Source organism: uncultured Butyricimonas sp. (genome assembly GCF_959596855.1).
GTDB lineage: Bacteria > Bacteroidota > Bacteroidia > Bacteroidales > Marinifilaceae > Butyricimonas > Butyricimonas muris.
The window spans coordinates 1-18,757 of the sequence record NZ_CAUFYA010000044.1; the positions used below are offsets into that span (position 1 = coordinate 1).

15 protein-coding genes are annotated in these 18,757 nt (G+C 43.2%); 9 read left to right on the forward strand and 6 right to left on the reverse strand.

Features of this window, described 5'->3' with window-relative positions; genetic code table 11:
- From Q5866_RS16330 to Q5866_RS16365, 8 genes are all read left to right on the forward strand, one after another.
- On the forward strand, positions 1-1,336 hold a 1,336-nt coding region (locus Q5866_RS16330), incomplete at its 5' end, for a DUF4270 family protein (RefSeq protein WP_303181351.1).
- Between the two features lie 31 nt (positions 1,337-1,367).
- A complete protein-coding gene (locus tag Q5866_RS16335) occupies positions 1,368-2,639 on the forward strand; it encodes a hypothetical protein (protein WP_303181353.1) in 1,272 nt (423 codons plus the stop codon).
- Between the two features lie 37 nt (positions 2,640-2,676).
- Positions 2,677-3,762, forward strand: a complete 1,086-nt coding sequence (locus Q5866_RS16340) for a TlpA disulfide reductase family protein (RefSeq protein ID WP_186977179.1) — start codon at positions 2,677-2,679, stop codon at positions 3,760-3,762.
- 258 nt (positions 3,763-4,020) lie between these two features.
- Entirely contained in the window at positions 4,021-6,897 is a 2,877-nt protein-coding gene (locus Q5866_RS16345) for a glycoside hydrolase family 3 N-terminal domain-containing protein (protein WP_303181374.1), read from the forward strand.
- A gap of 285 nt (positions 6,898-7,182) precedes the next feature.
- A complete protein-coding gene (locus Q5866_RS16350; RefSeq protein WP_099290019.1) occupies positions 7,183-7,875 on the forward strand; it encodes a succinate dehydrogenase cytochrome b subunit in 693 nt (230 codons plus the stop codon).
- Positions 7,876-7,970: 95 nt separating this feature from the next.
- Positions 7,971-9,911, forward strand: coding sequence for a fumarate reductase/succinate dehydrogenase flavoprotein subunit (locus Q5866_RS16355; protein WP_186977183.1), 1,941 nt, complete (start codon positions 7,971-7,973; stop codon positions 9,909-9,911).
- A gap of 18 nt (positions 9,912-9,929) precedes the next feature.
- The gene (locus tag Q5866_RS16360; protein WP_099290051.1) at positions 9,930-10,691 is read left to right on the forward strand and encodes a succinate dehydrogenase/fumarate reductase iron-sulfur subunit; all 762 of its coding nucleotides are present in this window, start codon (positions 9,930-9,932) and stop codon (positions 10,689-10,691) included.
- A gap of 82 nt (positions 10,692-10,773) precedes the next feature.
- Positions 10,774-11,553, forward strand: coding sequence for an alpha/beta fold hydrolase (locus Q5866_RS16365; RefSeq protein ID WP_303181355.1), 780 nt, complete (start codon positions 10,774-10,776; stop codon positions 11,551-11,553).
- Between the two features lie 126 nt (positions 11,554-11,679).
- Here Q5866_RS16365 and Q5866_RS16370 read toward each other — a convergent pair whose 3' ends face one another.
- A complete protein-coding gene (locus Q5866_RS16370) occupies positions 11,680-12,732 on the reverse strand; it encodes a hypothetical protein (RefSeq protein WP_186977187.1) in 1,053 nt (350 codons plus the stop codon).
- A gap of 127 nt (positions 12,733-12,859) precedes the next feature.
- On the opposite strand from Q5866_RS16370, the gene Q5866_RS16375 reads away from it, so the two are divergent.
- Positions 12,860-13,831 (forward strand): type I phosphomannose isomerase catalytic subunit, encoded by a 972-nt coding sequence (locus Q5866_RS16375; protein WP_303181356.1) that lies wholly within the window; start codon positions 12,860-12,862, stop codon positions 13,829-13,831.
- Between the two features lie 34 nt (positions 13,832-13,865).
- Here the strand turns inward: Q5866_RS16375 and kdsA are convergent, their stop codons facing one another.
- The 5 genes from kdsA to Q5866_RS16400 form a co-directional block, all read right to left on the reverse strand.
- Entirely contained in the window at positions 13,866-14,663 is a 798-nt protein-coding gene (kdsA, locus tag Q5866_RS16380) for a 3-deoxy-8-phosphooctulonate synthase (RefSeq protein ID WP_186977191.1), read from the reverse strand.
- Positions 14,664-14,752: 89 nt separating this feature from the next.
- Complete coding sequence (locus Q5866_RS16385; protein WP_186977193.1) at positions 14,753-16,024, reverse strand: replication-associated recombination protein A; 1,272 nt, start codon at positions 16,022-16,024, stop codon at positions 14,753-14,755.
- 221 nt (positions 16,025-16,245) lie between these two features.
- Positions 16,246-16,545 (reverse strand): DUF3276 family protein, encoded by a 300-nt coding sequence (locus tag Q5866_RS16390; protein WP_186977194.1) that lies wholly within the window; start codon positions 16,543-16,545, stop codon positions 16,246-16,248.
- A gap of 224 nt (positions 16,546-16,769) precedes the next feature.
- Positions 16,770-17,966: an OmpA family protein gene (locus Q5866_RS16395; protein ID WP_303181359.1), complete on the reverse strand. Its 1,197-nt coding sequence runs from the start codon at positions 17,964-17,966 to the stop codon at positions 16,770-16,772.
- A gap of 41 nt (positions 17,967-18,007) precedes the next feature.
- The gene (locus tag Q5866_RS16400; protein WP_186977198.1) at positions 18,008-18,754 is read right to left on the reverse strand and encodes a YjbH domain-containing protein; all 747 of its coding nucleotides are present in this window, start codon (positions 18,752-18,754) and stop codon (positions 18,008-18,010) included.
- Positions 18,755-18,757: the final 3 nt, after the last annotated feature.

Genomic DNA, 18,757 nt, shown 5'->3' on the forward strand with positions numbered 1-18,757 from the left:
CATTGGGGACACGATGATTCCCGCCGAGGGTTTTATCGAGATCCAGTCTTTTGATATAACGGAAACATCTACAGTTCGTTTAGATTCTTTTCCCACGGATCTCTACACTTTATCCTCTGTAATGAATTCAAGCCGACTCTCCTTGGGACATATAAAAGATATGTACACCGGAGAGGTTACCGCTACCCCTTATTTCCAAATAGCCAGTAGCGGAATAACGAAAATTGACGTAGACAAAGGATATATTTACGACTCCTTGACCATGAATTTCCCGTTTGACTACACGTCAATGAAATTAATTGCCGGAGATACTGTTAATATGCAAACATACACGCTGTATAGACTCAATGAATACCCTAAAATTAATTATGATGAACCTGCCATATTTAATACAGACAGTATGCTCTATGATACAGACAAACCGTTGGCAGAAAAATTAAACATACGGTTTGACAATGATTATTTCAACAACCCGGGACTTGGAAACCGGAATGCATATTTCAAACTAAGCGATGAACTAGGACGTGAAATTTTCGATCGGATGCAAGCACAAGATCCTATTTTTGAAAGACCGATGGATTTTATCCGCGATTTCATTAAAGGATTGACAATCGTTCCATCCTCGACCAACACAGTATTAGTTCCGATTGATATATCTCAAGCAGCATTGATCTGCCACTATCATGCGGGTAGCGACCAAAGTACAGGAAGTTTTTCTTTACCAGCACTTGCTACAATAAATTCATCTTTAGGCTCTTATTTCTCATTCACGAATATCAAACATACTCCCACTCCATGGTTAGAGGGAGTAAATTGGAAGGACTCCATTCCATTCTCCGTAAATGGACAAGCAGTAGTCCAAGGGATGAACGGTTATGCACTCAAGATAAAGCTACCCTACATCGCCAATAATGATGCGTATAAAACAATATTAAAAGCTGAAATTGTTTTGAAACCAATTGTCGGAAACGCTGAAGATATTCCGGAATTGAAAAACACCACGCTTCAGGTCTTCAGTTTAGACCGCAACGGACGTTTGAGATCTGCATTAACAGACATAGCAGGTAATTCAGTGACTGCGACATTACAGGCAAATCCTGACTATCAAGATTCTAAATCATACGTGATTGATATTACCGATTATTACAATTCAGTAGTCACCTCTGCTTCCGATATAGATCCCCAACTAAATCTGTTGATTGGATTAGCAGGCGTACCCCGACAAATCGGATATGATGAAACACTCACTATGGTTGGAGCAGTTGCAACAACTTTTGACCGCATTGTGATTGATAAAACTCCGATTTTACGAATTTACTACGCCAATTACAAGTAATTTAAGTACTCTCTTTTGTTATTAACGGATTATGAAAAATATATTTATAAGTTTCGCTTTACTACTTTTTTTATCCACAAGTTTGTTGGGACAGAATAATTCCGGAACACCTTATTCTAAATACGCACTCGGCTTATTACCTGATAATTACGGTGCATACACGGCAATGGGAGGTATTTCTGCCGCTATGCGTGATAATTACAATATCAATTTTTTAAATCCCGCTTCATATACAGCATTAGATTCCAACCGTTTCTATTTCCAATTGGGAATAACAGGTGAACACGTGGATATCTCAACTTATAAACAACACGCAACTTACAAGGTGGCTCAAAACGCTTCCGTAAACATGGCTTTCCGCATTTATAACAAACTATTCATGTCATTGGGATTAACCCAACGCTCAGACCGAGGATTCGATTTGTATTACACCTACCCAGTCAGCGGAGCCGATCCTTACTACCCAGTATATTCTTTACAGCAACTAGAAGGCCAAGGTGGATTAAATGAATTTTATATTGGAGGTGGTTATCAATTAGGGAAACTTTCTTTAGGCTTAAATGTTTCTTACATTTTTGGCAAAATAGAAGACCGCCTAACCTTGATAATGCAACCTATGACAAGTGGTTATTACTTGAAAACACAAACGCTAACTCATCTACAAGGAGCTTTATTCACTTTAGGAGCACAATTACCTATAAAAATCAAAAATAAATCGGAAATTACACTAGGTACAAGTTTCAATTTCGGGACTCCGTTACACGGGCGTAAAACATATCTTGCTAACAAAATTAGTAATACCAGTGGACAATATTATACTCTAAACGATGAAGCTTGGAATAACGGGAAGGTATTTTACCCGTTCAGAATTATTGCCGGAGCAGCTTATCAATACGACAAAAAGTGGTTCTTCTCCGGTGATTATACTTTCCAAAAAATGTCTGCTTACGAGGAATTTGATGCTGAAAAAGAATTCAATAATTACCACAAAATAGCCGTAGGGACTTCTTTTCAACCCAATGCATTAGGACGTTACTGGTGGCAAAGAAATAAATATATGGCAGGTGGTTATTTCACTAAATCCCATCTGAATTTCAATTCAACCAATATCAACACCTATGGAGTAACTGTCGGCTCGCAAATTCCTATCCGTTTACCTTACCAAGAACTGATGCTAGGAGTTGCCGTGGACTTCGGAGTGAGAGGTACGCACCGTAATAACCAGATCATGGAAAAATACGTAAAACTAAGAATAAACATTGCCTTTAAAGAGTTGTGGTTTATGAAAGCCAAGATTAATTAATGGCATATTAAATATCTATTTAAGAAAACTAAAACACATGAAAAAGATTTTATTATCAATCGTTGCTGCTAGTATGACTCTTGCAGCATGCAACGCACAAAGCGGTTTCAAAGTAACCGGAAACGTTCAAGGGATACAAGTTCCTAAAGCTGCACTTGTAACTTTCGCGGATAACAAAGTGGATACTTTGGCTAAAGCAGATATCGCTAACGGCGCTTTCGAATTCACTGGTAAAGTGGACGGAATCACCGCGGCTTATATCGTTTTCCCCGGTCAACAAGGCGGTATTCCGGTTATGCTTGAAAACACAAACATCACGGTAAACGCGGATCAATCCGGCTTGAAAATAGAAGGTGGTGAGGCTCAAAAATTGTTCAACCAATTCTCAGAGATCAACCAAGGCATCATGCAAGAGCAAATGAGATTAAACGGCGAATATCAAGCAGCCGCTCAATCTCAAGATCAAGCTAAAATGCAAGCTATCCAAGAGGAATTTGGTAAAATCGTTGAAGCCGCTCAAGCAAAAGAACTTGAATTGCTCAAAGCTAACTCTGACACTTATGTAGCCGCTTTCGTGATTGCATCTGCCATGGGACAAATGGAATACGAGCAATTGAAAGAAAGATTCGCTCTCCTTGGCGAAAATGCAAAAGCAAGCACTCAAGGAAAAGCGATCGCTGACCAAATCGCTAAACTGGAAAAAACGGCTGTCGGACAAGTTGCCCCGAACTTCACGGTTACAACCCCGGAAGGAGAATCTATTTCACTGTATGACATCAAAGGTAAAGTGAAATTAGTTGATTTCTGGGCATCATGGTGTGGTCCCTGCCGCGGAGAGAACCCGAATGTTGTTGCTCTTTACAAAGAATATCAACCGAAAGGCTTGGAAATCTTCGGTGTTTCTTTAGATAACAACAAAGAAGCTTGGGTAAAAGCAATCGCTGACGACGGTTTGATCTGGAAACATGGTTCAGACTTGAAAGGTTGGCAATCCGAACCGGCTAAATTATATAGCATTACCGGTATTCCCGCGACATTATTGTTAGACGAGAACAACAAGATTATCGCCAAAAATTTGAGAGGCGAAGCATTGAAGCAAAAAGTTGCTGAACTGTTGAAATAATCTATTCGGTTAGTATAGAAAAGTGCGGCAAACAAGATTGTTTACCGCACTTTTCTATACTAACCGAGTTACAAGTTACATTTGCCTACGGCAAGTTTCAGGTTACAAGTTATTTTTGTTAATCACTGAATCTTCAATCTAAAATCGTAAATCTAAAATCTAATGCGTTTTTTCCTGTTTTTCGGTTTAATTTGTTTACTCGTTTGTCCCTTGGCAGGACGCTCACAATCACAATGGGTCGATTCAACCTTAAATGCCATGAGCTTGGAGGAGAAAATCGGACAATTGATCATGATTGCCGCGTACAGCAACAAGGACAGTTTGTACGAGAAGCAATTGGGTGCAACAATCGAGAAATATCATATCGGTGGTATTATCTTCTTTCAAGGCACTCCAAGTAAACAAGCCGCGATGACCAACGACTACCAGCAACGGGCACACATTCCCCTGATGATCGGGATGGACGCGGAGAGTGGCGTGGGATGGCGTATAAAGCCGGCTATGGAATTCCCAAATCAAACCCTGTTAGGTGCTATTCGCGACACGAATCTGATATACCGCATCGGGCAAGCCATCGGCAGACAATGCCGCACGATGGGCATTCATGTAAACTTCGCTCCCGTCGCGGATATTAACGTCAACCCTAAAAATCCGGTTATCGGTATCCGCTCGTTCGGGGAGAAAAAAGACGAGGTAGGCAACCGCTCCCTGCAATATACCAGAGGTCTGGAATCCCAGCAAATCATGCCGGTAGCGAAGCATTTTCCCGGACACGGGGATACCGACACGGATTCGCATTTTGCCTTACCTCTTATCAGACATTCGGTCGCCCGTATCGACACGGTGGAATTATACCCTTTCCGGCAATTGATAGCCGCAGGCATCCCCGGTGTAATGGTGGCGCACTTGAATGTTCCCTCTTACGATTCGGCGAATATCCCCGCTTCCCTTTCCCGTCACATCGTAACCCAATTACTGCGGGAAAAAATGCATTTCGATGGACTATGCTTTACCGATGCCATGAACATGAAAGGGGTAACCAAAGGAAATTCTCCCGGTGAAGCTGATGTCAAAGCCCTGTCGGCAGGTAACGACATCCTGCTTTTCCCCGAAAACGTGGAAGCCACGGTAAAGAAGGTAAAAGCAGCCATACGCAAGGGTATTCTCACGGAAGAAGATATTGACGAAAAATGTCGCCGAGTCCTTGCCGCGAAAGAGAAATACGTGTTGCCCAACGCCGGCATGATTGACACGACCATGCTGTCCGCCCGGTTAAATACCCCTGCCGATCAAGCTTTATTACAGGAAACCTACGCGGAGGCTATCACGCTGATACAGAACAAAGACTTATTACTTCCTCTAACGCATCTCGATACGTTGCGCATCGCATCCCTCAATTTTGGCGACAGGAAAGCCAAAGCGTTTGAAGACATGCTGGAAAAATACGCACCTTGCTCTCATTTTTCCATTCGTGCAGGAGCGAGTAAAGAGGCCATAGAAAAATTATTGAAAGATTTATCCGATTACAATTGCGTGATCGTGTACAATAGCGCCGCACGGAACACCACATCCCGACAGTTCGGGGCATCGCAAGCGTTATCGAATATACTGAAACAATTGAAAGGGAAACGGGTCATTTTCTGTCACCCGGCAACTCCCTACGGTTTGGATATATACAGTTATCTGCCCTTGGACGCCATCCTAGTGAGTTATTCCCATGACACCCCGGCGCAAGAATTTGTCGCGCAAGCGATTTTCGGGGGTATCAACGTGAACGGGAAATTACCCGTGAGCATCAACTACTATTTCCCCGTCGGGACCGGACTGTCAACTCCAAAAGTACGCTTGGGATACCATAAACCGGAGACTAGCGGGATGCAATCGGAAACGTTACTCCGCATTGACAGCATTTGTCAAGTTGCTATCCGGGAGAAAGCGACACCCGGTTGTCAAGTGCTCGTGGCTAAAGACGGGTACGTGGTATATAACAAGGCTTTCGGTTTCAATACCTATGACAAGAAAAAGGCAAACACGACGGATAATATATACGACATCGCATCCATCACGAAGATCGCTGCCACTCTCCCGGCCGTGATGATGCTTTACGATCAACAGACAATAGCTCTGGATACACCTATCGCCCGTTATTCTTACGCGATATCACAGTCCAACAAAAAAGACTTGACTGTCCGGGAATTATTATTGCACAACGCGGGCTTAAAAGCTTCCTTTTCATTCTTCCATCACGCGATTAACTGGGAAAAGATGCAAGGAAGATTATTCACGACCAGATACACGAAGACAAACACGAAGAAACTCAGAGATCGCTTGTACATTAATCCCAACTTCAGATACCGGGACAGCACATTCAGCTTTAAAGGCGGGGAGGATTATCTTATGGTTTCCCCCCATTTCTATATGCACCGCCATTTCCAAGACTCTATCCATTCGTTGATCTTGAACACGGACTTATTACCGCAAAAGAAATACACGTACAGCGATCTGGGGTTTGTCCTACTTAAAGATATCGTGGAGGAACAAACAGTCACGCCTTTCGATATGTATCTTCGGGATCATTTTCTGAAAAAACTGGGAGCCTATAACTCCGGTTTCAACGCCCATCTGAATCTCGACATGGATCGGGTAATTCCATCCAGTAATGACAACGTATTCCGGAAATCGGAATTAAAAGGCTACGTGCACGATCCCCTTGCAGCGTTAATGGGAGGCGTATCAGGCAACGCGGGATTGTTTTCCACGGCAGAAGATCTGGCAAAAATCATGAGCGTGTATCTAAATCACGGTCAATACGGTGGCGAGCGGATGATAGACTCGACCACCATCGACCTTTTCACTTCTATTCAACTATCCCCCGAACAAAACCGGAGAGGTTTGGGGTTCGACAAACCGGAAACTCTTCCCGATAGAACAAGCCCTACTTGTGACGGAGTCCCCTGCACGAGTTACGGACACACGGGTTTTACAGGTGCTATCGCATGGAATGATCCTGAAAACCAATTGATTTACATATTCCTTTCCAACAGAACTTATCCTAACGAGTTCAACACCAAACTTATGAAGGAGAATATCCGCACAAAGATTCAAGAAATCATTTACGAATCGATTGGAAGATAGAGTTTGTAAAGTTCATAAAGTTTATAAGGTTCATAAGGTTACGGGTGTCCTTCGGACAGAGTTTAACGGCAGCTATGCTGCCGTGGACAAAGCGCCCCGCAGGGGTCCATTACTTTATAAACTTTATAAACCTTATAAACTTTATGAACCCATTCATTAGAGAAAAAATTCTTTATATTTAGAATGATTTTAAAATAGCTTTAGCGGTTCAAAATGACAGAAAAAAAGATACTTTTGTGCACGAATACAGAATACAAATAGTTATCAAATAAATAGATCTACATTATGAGCAATTTCTTAACATCGTCGATTGGGAAAAAGATGCTCCTGAGTATTTCAGGTCTTTTTCTTATTGCGTTTTTGTGCGTTCACTTGGCACTAAATCTACTGTTGATAGTAGATAATAGTGGAGAGTTATTTAACATTGGAGCCCATTTCATGGCAACGAATCCTATTATCAAGATCGTGGAACCGATTCTTGCTATCGGATTTATCTTCCATATCGTGCTGGCTTCTATCCTGACTCTTCAAAACAGAGGTGCACGCCCTATCAAGTACGATCGCCGCAGCCAAGCAGGTAACTGTACTTGGTCGTCCAGAAACATGTATATTCTAGGCGCATTAGTACTGATTTTCCTTGTAATCCACTTGTGGAACTTCTGGTGGAATATCAAATTCCCTTCATTAGGAACGCCACTAGCCGAAACTATCGTGGACGGGGTGAAAATGGAAAACACTTACGCGTTAGTCGCCGGATTATTCCAGTCAAGCGTAATCTATTGCCTGCTTTACATTTTAGGCGGTATTTTCCTTGGACTTCACTTGACTCACGGTTTCTGGTCAGCATTCCAATCCATCGGTTTCAGCAACCAGATATGGAGAAAGAGATTAGAGTGTGTTGCTAAAATTTTCGCTTTCATCATTGCAGCAGGATTCAGCATCATTCCGCTTTATTTCATGCTTGGACTAGCGAACTAACACAATTTTAAATTTATAGATTGTAGATTTTAAATTGCAGGAATCAACGATCTAAATTTAAAATTTAAAATTTAAAATCTAAAATTATTAAGGTTATGACAGAATTAAATGCTAAAATACCAGCAGGACCGTTAGCCGAGAAGTGGTCGAATCATAAAGCACATATCGGAGTTGTTAGCCCTGCTAATAAAAGAAAATTAGATGTTATCATCGTGGGTACCGGACTTGCCGGTGGATCGGCTGCAGCCAGCCTTGCTGAATTAGGTTATAACGTGACCACATTCTGCTATCAGGATTCACCCCGTCGCGCTCACTCTATTGCCGCACAGGGAGGTATCAACGCTGCAAAGAACTACACGAATGACAACGACTCTGTTTATAGACTATTTTATGAAACTATCAAGGGTGGTGACTACCGCGCACGTGAAGCCAACGTTTACCGTCTGGCAGAGGTAAGTAACGCCATCATTGACCAATGCGTCGCACAAGGTGTACCTTTCGCTCGTGATTACGGCGGTCTTTTGGACAACCGTTCTTTCGGTGGTGCGTTAGTAAGTCGTACGTTCTATGCCCGCGGTCAGACCGGACAACAATTATTGTTGGGTTGCTACGGTGCCATGAATCGTCAGATCGAAAAAGGAAAAATCAAATCATATACCCGTCACGAGGTACTTGACATCGTTGTCGTGGACGGCAAGGCAAGAGGTGTTATCGCCCGTGACCTTGTGACCGGAAAAATCGAACGTTTCGGCGCACACGCCGTTGTATTGGCTACCGGTGGATACGGAAACGTGTTCTTCCTGTCGACCAACGCCATGGGATGTAACGGTAGTGCCGCATGGCAAGCATACAAACGCGGAGCCATGTTCGGAAACCCCTGTTTCGTGCAGATTCACCCGACTTGTATCCCGGTACACGGGGATCAGCAAAGTAAGCTGACCTTGATGTCCGAGTCATTACGTAATGACGGACGCGTTTGGGTACCGAAAAAGATCGAGGATGCCAAAAGATTGCAAGAGGGAACCCTGAACCCGAACGATATCCCGGACGAGGACCGCGACTTCTATTTGGAACGTCGTTACCCGGCATTCGGGAACCTTGTTCCGCGTGACGTTGCCTCTCGTGCCGCTAAAGAAAGATGCGACGCCGGATTCGGGGTAAACAACACCGGAAAGGCTGTATTCCTTGATTTCAAATACGCTATCGACCGTTTGGGAAGACACACAATCGAAGAACGTTACGGAAACTTGTTCCAGATGTACGAGAAAATCACCGCCGTTGACCCGTACCACAACCCGATGATGATTTACCCGGCTATCCACTACTCTATGGGAGGTCTTTGGGTAGACTACAACTTGATGACCACAATCCCGGGATTGTACGCTATCGGGGAGTGTAACTTCTCTGACCACGGGGCTAACCGTTTGGGAGCTTCCGCGTTGATGCAGGGATTGGCTGACGGATATTTCATTTTACCGTACACGATTGGTGACTATCTGGCTCACGATATCCAAACCCCGAAAATCAAAACCAACACGCCGGAATTCGACGCTGCTGAAAAGAACGTCACCGACCACTTGCGCAGATTGTATGATATCAAGGGTACGAAATCCCCCGATCACTTCCACAAAGAGTTGGGACATATCATGTGGGATTATATCGGAATGGCGCGTGAGGCAGAAGGCTTGAAGAAAGCTATCAAGTTAATCGCCGAACTGAAAGAAGAATTTTACAAGGATTTGCGCGTGACCGGAGAGTTTACCGCCATGAATAACGAACTTGAGAAAGCGGGACGCGTGGCAGACTTTATCGACATCGCACACTTGATGGCATTGGACGCTCTCGATCGTAACGAGTCCTGCGGAGGACACTTCCGTTTGGAGTCCGTTACCGAAGAGGGAGAAGCAAAACGTGACGACGAGCACTTCCAGTATGTTTCCGTTTGGGAATACAAGGGAGAAAACAAAGAACCCGAAATGTATAAAGAACCGCTCGTGTTCGAAAACATTCAGGTGGCTCAACGTTCTTATAAATAATCTTAAATGAAAATCGTTATGGCAGATAAAATATTAAAAGAACTAACCCTAAAGATCTGGCGTCAAAAAGACGCAAAGTCAAAAGGCGGTTTTGAAACCTACAAGATTCATAATATTTCAACCGGCAGTTCATTTCTTGAAATGCTCGACATTCTGAATGAACAATTGGTGAGCGAAAACAAAGAACCGGTGGCATTCGACCACGATTGCCGCGAAGGTATTTGCGGTACATGTAGTTTGTTTATCGACGGACGTGCACACGGACCGGACGACGACGTGACTACTTGCCAATTGCATATGCGTCGTTTCCAAGATGGCGCAACGATCACTATCGAACCGTGGCGCGTGGGAGCCTTCCCGGTAATCAAAGACTTGATCGTGGATCGTACCGCTTACGAGCAAATCCTGCAAGCCGGCGGATACGTGTCCGTGAACACGGGTGGAGTACCTGACGGTAACGCTATCCCGATTGCCAAACCGGCAGCGGACGAAGCAATGGATGCAGCCGCTTGTATCGGTTGCGGGGCTTGTGTCGCTACTTGTAAAAACTCTTCAGCCATGTTGTTTGTGGCAGCAAAAGTATCCCAATTAGCCCTTCTTCCGCAAGGAAAGATCGAGGCTGCACGCCGTGCAAAAGCGATGGTTGCCAAAATGGACGAACTGGGATTCGGTAACTGTACCAACACCGGAGCTTGTGAGGCCGAATGCCCGAAGAGCATCTCTATCGAGCACATCGCCCGCTTGAACAGAGAGTTCTTGAAAGCCAAACTGAAAGACTAATTTCTATTTATTTTTATAAAAAAAAGACCGCTTTCGAGCGGTCTTTTTGTATAATTTGTAATGTAAACCACACCGAATTAATATGAAGTTATATTTTAGAAAGCAGGGAGAGGGAACTCCTTTACTGATACTCCACGGCCTTTGGGGGGCTTCCGAGAACTGGCTTCCCATAGCTCATTCACTGGAAGATACGTTTCAAGTGATTTTGCCGGACATTCGCAATCACGGGCAATCCCCCCACGCGAATGAAATGAATTACGAGGTGATGAGTGATGATATTATCGAGTTGATCGAGGATTTACATTTTCCCGTACCCCCGCATATCGCAGGACATTCCATGGGAGGGAAAATCGTGATGGCGTTATTACTCAAAAGACCGGACATCGTGAACAAGGCAATTATAGTGGATATCGCTCCCGTGTCCTACTCGCAACGGGACGGAGGAAGCCATAACCGGATTATAGATTTTATGGCTAATTTTGATTTCTCACGTTTCAAAAGCCGGGAAGAAGTACGCCAAGCGATACAAGAACATTTCAAAACGGAACGCGCTCAACAACTATTCTTGAAAAATATCAAGAAAACCCCTTCCGGATTCGAGTGGAAACTCAATCATCGAGTAATCAGCCGTCACTTTGACGAAATCAGTGGTTGCCCAAGGAAATTACTCCACGATACTTACGATAAAGAGATTCTATTTATCAAGGGAGAGCAATCCAATCTGATAGCGGACCTCAGTTGTTTGCAGCAACAATTCCCGGCTGCCCGGCTGAAAGAAATCCCGCAATGCGGGCATTGGATTCATAGCGAACAACCGGAGAAACTGGCACAAGCCATACGGGATTTTCTCCTGTTTCCATAAGAGAATCAACTAAAAACGAACAACACTTACATAACACCGGAATAACAATCGACACGTCAAGCACAAAAAAATTGGCGTCACGATCCTATCGCAACGCCAAAGCCTTTTCTAATCTTAAAAGCGACCTTATCGCACGCTCAAAGCACAAGTAACGGACACGGTTGCCTGCACCCTATTTTCAGCCGTCATACTATTATACGTGACTCCGGGTTCCAACATGAAAGCCGTCAAACGCACTTGATAGTGTTTACGCGTATCTATATCTTTCAGTCTATTCGGAACTTTACTTGTTGAACTACCGTCAAAAGAATATTCACCATCATAAGTAAACAAATAGCTCTCGAAATAAACATCCCCTTCTTTCTCTTCGTTGTACACTTCTATTTTGTAACAAACATTTTCACCATTAATCTTTTTCCATGCACATTTCCAACTTTTATTGGATACACTCACGATATTGCAACTGAAATCAATATCCGTACGCCTTAACGGCTCAAAATTCATACCCGAGATTCGCTCGTCAAACTTCACGTAATTATCACTACCGACACGACAAGAGAAACGCACTCTCCGTTCCTCCACGGGCGTTTCAATATTACCTTGCCAGATATTATTCTGATTTTTATCCTTCAATTCTACCTGCCCGGCCTTGGTATCAGACAACAAAGCATACACGTACCCCGCACGCAAGCTTTTATTCCCCGTCACCCGAAAACCTAAACGTGTTTTAAATTCATCCCCGTCAAAATAATTCTCCCAAAAAGCATCTCCCGTTAAATCTTGAAGATAAGATGGTTTGACTACATATTTTCTTTCTCCCCACGTATTTTTCACGACAAAATTACTGGAATTGCATTTAGTCACGGTCCATTTATCCATGATTCCATCTTTCCATTCCACGGCAAGCGTGTTCAGTCCCTCATCTTTCCAAACTCCGGCCACCGTATCAACTTGCACCCGCATATCAATTCCCCTTATTTCACCATTTTTATCAAAACGATTTATATCCAATACACTTTCATCCGTGAATGAAAGCCTATTATTGCTCGCACCCCCGTTATAATACCAATCCACTCCCGTCATCCGGTTTGTATCCAATTGGAACTCTTTATCGTCATCACTACACCCCCCAAGGAATATACCTGCCACGATGACGCTTAACATACCTAATTTCTTCATTCTTATCCGTTTTTATTTTATTCTCGCAATTCTTGCCACAAAATTAATTCATAAATCATAAACCCCAACTACAAAATTCCTATCTTTGTTTTCTGTACAATAATTATGCCTAATAAAGAAATAAATCATGCTATACCCGTTAAAATTCCATCCGATTCTCAAAAAAAAGATATGGGGAGGGGAAAGATTAAGTTACAAGAGTGAACAACACGAGGAATCTATTGGTGAAAGTTGGGAGATTTCCGCCGTGGAAGATAACATATCCGTTGTTTCCAACGGGATTCTGGCCGACAATGATTTGCAGGAATTGATTGAGGTCTACATGGGTGATCTGGTCGGCGACCGGGTGTACGAGAAGTTCGGCGTAGAATTCCCGTTATTGATCAAATACATTGATGCGAATGACGATCTCTCGATTCAAGTACATCCCGACGATGAAACCGCCAAGGAACGCCACAACGCTTACGGGAAGACTGAAATGTGGTATGTCGCGGATGCAGAGAAAGACGCCTCGTTGATCATGGGATTCAACAAGGAAACCGACAAGGCCGAATACCTGCAAGCCCTGCACTCGAACAGGCTCATGGATATATTGAATACGGAAAAAGTGAAAAAGGGAGACAGCTTCTTTATCCCTGCCGGACTTGTCCACGCCATCGGGAAAGGATGTTATATCGCCGAGATCCAGCAAACTTCCGATATCACTTACCGGATATATGACTACAACCGGAAAGATGCTGAGGGACATACAAGGGAATTGCATACAGATCTGGCAACCGACGTGATTGACTACCACTATCACCCGAAACACAAGGTAGATTACACGCCACACGACAATAAATCCGTGCAACTGGTGAAATGTCCTTACTTCACGACAAATCTACTTGTCTTCGATAGGGATATAGAGAAAGAATACGTGCACCTCGATTCGTTCGTGATTTACATGTGTATTCAAGGAAAGTTCACGATCTCCACGGGAGAATGCGATCCGGTCATGGTAAATAAAGGCGAAACCGTACTTGTACCCGCCTGTTTCAAAAATGTCACACTATACCCGGATGAAGTAAGCCGGGTGCTGGAAATATACGTGGAAGAATAAAGAAAAAGGAAGTTGTAACCAACTTCCTTTTTCTTTATGATATCACTTTTCTAATTCGCACAAGTTTCTCCAGCAGTCCGTCAATCAAATCCAGTCGCAACATATTTGCACCGTCTGATTTGGCACAACGAGGGTCGGCATGAGTCTCGATGAAGATCCCGTCAGCCCCGACCGCTATTCCGGCTTTCGCAATCGTTTCGATCAATTCCGGTTGTCCCCCGGTTACCCCGGATGCCTGATTAGGCTGTTGTAAAGAATGTGTCACGTCCAACACCACGGGGCATTGACAAGCCTGTTGCATTACCCGGATACCGCGAAAGTCAACAACTAAATCCTGATAGCCGAACGTGGTTCCCCGCTCGGTAACCATCACCTTGTCATCTCCCGCTTCCCGTACTTTATCCACGGCAAACTTCATCGCCTCGGGTGAAAGGAACTGTCCCTTTTTAATATTCACGATCTTTCCCGTCTTGGCAGCAGCAACCAACAAATCCGTTTGGCGACACAAGAATGCCGGAATCTGTAAAACATCCACGTACCCCGCTGCCATCTCCGCATCCCGCTCCGTGTGAATATCCGTCACGACAGGAATATCAAATTCTTGCCTTACTTTAGCTAATATTCTTAATGCCTTCTCGTCACCAATGCCGGTGAAAGAATCCAACCGGGAGCGATTGGCCTTTTTGAACGATCCCTTGAATACATAGGGTATTCCCAGTCTATCGGTAACTTTCTTCACGTGTTCCGCAATATTCAAAGCCATTTCCTCACCCTCGATCACGCAAGGTCCGGCTAACAAAAAAAACATCTCTTGATTAATCAACTTATCCATTACTATTTTAGATTTATGATTTATGATTTTATGATTTATGATTTTAGATTTGATGAATCGTAAATCGTAATTCATAAATCGTAAATTAATTATTTATATTTTCTCCACCACGCTCTCAAGCGCTCCAGTATCTTTATTTCCTGTGCATTCTGTTGCGGCAGGTAGAACTTCTTTTCCTTCAATTCCTGCGGCAAATACGGTTGTTCCACGAAATTACCGGGATAATCATGCGGGTACTTGTAATCCTGCCCGTAGTTCAAATCCTTCATCAACTTCGTCGGGGCATTACGCAAATGCAAGGGTACAGGCGAATTGCCCGTCTGTTTTACCGTAGCCATCGCAGCGTCTATCGCCAGATAAGCCGAATTGCTCTTCGGCGAAGTCGCAAGATAGATCACACACTCCGACAGGGGTATGCGGGCTTCCGGCATTCCTATTTTATGCACTACCTCAAAGCAAGTGTTCGCTATCAGCAAGGCATTCGGGTTTGCCAGACCTATATCTTCGGCGGCAGAGATAATCAAACGTCTTGCTATAAATTTCGGGTCTTCCCCTCCCAGTAACATACGTGCCATCCAGTAAATCGCCGCATTCGGGTCTCCCCCGCGGATAGACTTGATCATCGCCGACACGATATCATAATGTTGTTCCCCGTCTTTATCGTACATCAACGGGTTTTCATGCAACTCCCGGTGTACCGCCTCGTTATCGATAACAATATCTCCCTCGCCTAACCCGTTCACCACGAGTTCCAGTATATTCAACAGTTTTCGGGCATCCCCCCCGCTGTACGATATCATGGCATCTTTTTCCTTGACGGTGATATTCCGTTTGCCGAGATAATAATCTTTCTCCACCGCACGGTCGATCAAGTCTTCCAGATCTTTCTTCTCCTGTGATTTCAACACGTACACTTGACAACGGGAAAGCAGAGGAGATATAACCTCGAAAGAAGGATTCTCCGTGGTCGCACCGATAAGCGTCACCGTTCCTTTCTCCACGGCAGCCAGAAGCGAATCCTGCTGCGCTTTCGAGAAACGATGAATTTCGTCAATAAACAAAATCGGATTCGGTGAATTGAAAAAACGCTGACTTTCCGCTTTCTGAATCACTTCCCGGACATCCTTCACTCCCGAACTCACGGCACTCAGCACGTAAAACGGACGCTTCAATTGCTCGGCGATAATCATTGCCAAGGTGGTTTTTCCCACTCCCGGTGGTCCCCATAGAATAAAGGACGCCACTACCCCGGAATCAATCATTTTCCGAAGCACTTTTCCCGGTCCCACCAAATGTTGTTGCCCGATATAGTCTTCTAAAGACTTGGGGCGCATACGTTCTGCTAAAGGCTTATTCTCCATTTCTCTCCTTATTCTATCCCCACAAAGATACGGAAAGTTTGCATATTACCATTTGCAAGTTACAAGTTTCAGATTGCATAAAGTCGAGCCTCCGGCTCCTAAAGTCTATAAAGTCCGTGATTTAATTTGACCTTACGACCTTACGACCTTATGGACGTTCAGACTTTACAGACGAGAGGGAGTGTTTCAACACTCCCTCTCATATACTAATAACAGCTTGATTACAGATCAGAATTCTTTTCAGGAAGTTCGCCATTGATTGCAGCTTTTACCACTCCAATAGCCTCATCCAAGCCTTCGACGAATTTATCAAAATCTTCTTTATACAAGAAGACTTTGTGCTTCTCGTAGCTTGCGTTCCCGTCATTATCAAATTTTTTCTTGCTTTCGGTGATCGTCAAATAGTAGTCATTATTACGCGTCGCCTTCACATCAAAAAAATAAGTTCTTTTCCCTGCTTTCACTGCATTGGAATAGATTTCGTCCCTATCCATTCCGTCATTTTGTTCGTATCCTTCCATTGTATCTCGATTTTATTTGACTTTGCACCTCAAATGTAGGAAAAACAAAGTAATAAATAGACTTTTTTAATCTTTTTTTTTATCATTCCCTAATATACAATCATTTATCGGGATTTTTCACGCTTTCATCAATAACTCGCTTAGGAAAATACCTGCCAAAAAGATAAGAAACTGCCCGTTTACATATGGACAGCTTCTTATCTTTCTTGCTTCCTTACACTATATTATTTTTCACCCAAGATCATAACCAAACGATTGTATTGGTTTACTTTGAACGGTTGGTCTTGATCGCCCAAGCCAACATAAGACAAACGATTTTCCGGAACACCGAATTTCTTGATCAATAAGTTGTAAACATTTTTAGCACGTCGCTCGCTGATCTTTTGGTTGAAATACTTGCTACCGGTTTGTTTATCAGCATAACCGACAACTTTCATCTTCACATCCGGGTTTTCAGCCATATAATTGGCAATAGCTTGCAAAATCACCATTTGTTCGGTTTTCACGTCCGTTTTATTAATCGTGAAACCCACGTATTGAGCGAAATCTTTTCTTGCTGTTTCAGCCACAACCTGCATTTTCTCTGCCTCCACGGCAGCAACCTCTTTCTTGGCAATCTGCTCTGCAATCCTAGCAGCCTCTAACTGGGATTGAGTCTGTTGCAATTCAGCCTCGAGATTGTTAATCTGGGCATTCAGTTGCTGACGCATCTCCTGAGCACCACTCTCGTAACGAGCGAAATTCTTGCCGCCAAAAGTGTAAGTTGCTCCAATTGACAAAGAAAGCAGTCCATCTTGATAAGAACGTCCGGCAATCTCTTCCTGACCGGAATACTTATTCGTGTAGAAAAACGTCGACATCAAGTGAGTTCGAGCCTCCAAATCAATAGCCCAATATTTATTGATGTTATATTTTCCTCCCAAACCGATAGAACCGTTAATCAACACGTCCATTTGTTTATTATGGAACTTACCGAAACTCAAACCGGGTCCCAGAAATAAGGTCATATCCCATTTGTTATCCGGACTGTATGCACGCCATAGGTTAGTCAAATTCAACATGAAATCCAGATTCAAATTAATATACTTATGTTGGAATTTCTCGAACTTGTTATTGTTATTCAAGCGATTCACATCCGTGTACAATTTAGATTGCCATCCGGATATTTGTCCGCGTAGTCCCCAATAGGGATCCATCCATTTACCTACAGATAAATTGACTAACGGCTGAAGTACTTTTCCAAATCCGTAATCAAAATTATCCGTGTTCATGTAGCCTTGCATACCAACGCCAATGTTGATAAAAATATTGTCCTTGAATTTAGGCGACAAATACTTTACATCAGGTTCTGTCGTTTGAGCACTCACGCTATAGGAGGCTCCGGCAACAAGAGCTGAAAGTAATAAAGTCTTTATTTTCATTTTGTTCTTTATTTATATTCTATAATTTCCTCGTTCTCTCTTTATTTTCCTTTTAAATATATCTTGTACGCCAATCCCGCGGTAAAATACTTACCATCCTGCAAAAGGACTTGCGCGAAAAGATGCTTCAAAAGCAAATAATTAGCCCCGATACAAAAAGTTTTCGAATCATATTGAGCTATTAAATTCAATTCCGGAACAAACGAAGGTTTATAACTAACACCACCGGAAAAACCATTCAAATGATTTGAAGTCCGCCGATTATACAAATAAGCCATGTGTACTCCAATTTGTTCTGTCGGGCAAATATTTATATACTTCGAGCAAGCTATATAAAACCGACTGAAATATTGATTACCACTGCCCTCCGAAAGTATTTTACCTCCACCGCTCTGCGTGTAAAGATCATTTGAGCCGACTACAACCGCCGGAAGATACTTTCTCTCTCGCAACAGACGCAGACGGACTGAAAAAGAACGATCCTGATTCACGAACCGCCCCTTTTTTGATGGAACGAACTTATCCGTCGCTTTAAACAACGTACAAGTATATGCAACTTCAAGGAAAGGCAAAAACGTGATATTCAAGAAATAATTATATGTATTATACGGAAATCCATCGGGTGTTACACGATCATTTAAAAAATTTCCTCCTATCATCACGGTCTTGTCCGGTTGCATATCTGCCGACGGACTATTCAACAACCCGGTCGTTCCAAGCGTTAGTTGAGCCGAAAGTAATAACGAGCTAAACAAAAATAAGCAAATGAATAATATCTTCTTTATCATGTT